Below are 1,026 nucleotides of genomic sequence, written 5' to 3' on the forward strand. Positions count from 1 at the left end.
GGTTCAATAACTAAATTTAAACTTCAAAGTATTTAATTTTTATTTTGTCAGTAGATTTGTTCCTATACATTGTTTACATAATTACTGAAGTCAAATAATTTCACATACATTATTATTTTAATTTTATCTGTGAACTTATTAATTGGTTGAAAATTCATTTAAGGTATATGTATTAATTTTAATTATTACGATTATATGTCGTTAAGTAATTATTAAAATTAAAGTGGTTGCGTTTTTATATAATTATTGGATTGTTTAGGCTACGATGGATAATAAAAATAGAGTTGTTATTACCGGTATGGGTGCCGTAACCCCTATTGGAGAGGATGTTAACTCCAGCTGGGAAAGTATAATCAGTAAACGCCATAACTTTGTTAAATGTGAATTTGACAACCCACTTATTAAATCTCGGTTTTTTTCTTTCTTACCCGATAACCCAAAGCGTCACCAGCATCTTCCTAAAAATTTGACAAGGGCAATGTCGAGTTGCGGAAAAAATGCGCTAGAGGCGATTCGTCAAGCGTTTGAGCAAGCTTTTGGGCAAAAGACCTCACCAACGGAATATTACGACCCCTACGATTGTGGTGCCATTTTGGGAAGTGGTTGGGGTGGGCTCGATCACGCCATAGAGTTTGGCCAGCAATACTGTCAGTCGAAGCTTTCACACCCTATGAGTAACCTTATTACTATGCCAAGCTCAATGACGGCTGCATGCTCTATTATGTATGGATTAAAAGGGCATCAGAATACCCTTATGGCAGCTTGCGCCGCCGGTACAATAGCTATTGGTGAAGCCTATGAAGCGATCCGATCTGGGCGGGCTAAATGTATGGTGGCAGGTGGTTCTGAATCCTTAAAAGAAGAATTCAGTATTTGGAGTATCGATGTGCTTAATGCTCTTTCTAAAGAGCCATCGGATGTTGATAAAGCGTGTTGCCCATTTGATGTTAATCGCTCTGGGTTTGTTCTTGCGGAAGGTGCGGCGGTGGTCTGTTTGGAAGACTATGAATCTGCCGTAAAACGGGG

The 1,026-nt window shown here is 38.6% G+C and carries 1 protein-coding gene; it reads left to right on the forward strand.

Features of this window, described 5'->3' with window-relative positions; all coding sequences use genetic code 11:
- Positions 1 to 265 precede the first annotated feature (265 nt).
- A partial coding sequence (locus VPNCDNU1_RS28980; RefSeq protein ID WP_272897557.1) for a beta-ketoacyl synthase N-terminal-like domain-containing protein occupies positions 266 to 1,026 on the forward strand: 761 nt, incomplete at its 3' end.

Origin of the sequence: Vibrio penaeicida, assembly GCF_002933855.1 — a bacterium.
In the GTDB taxonomy this organism is placed as follows: Bacteria; Pseudomonadota; Gammaproteobacteria; order Enterobacterales; family Vibrionaceae; genus Vibrio; species Vibrio penaeicida_A.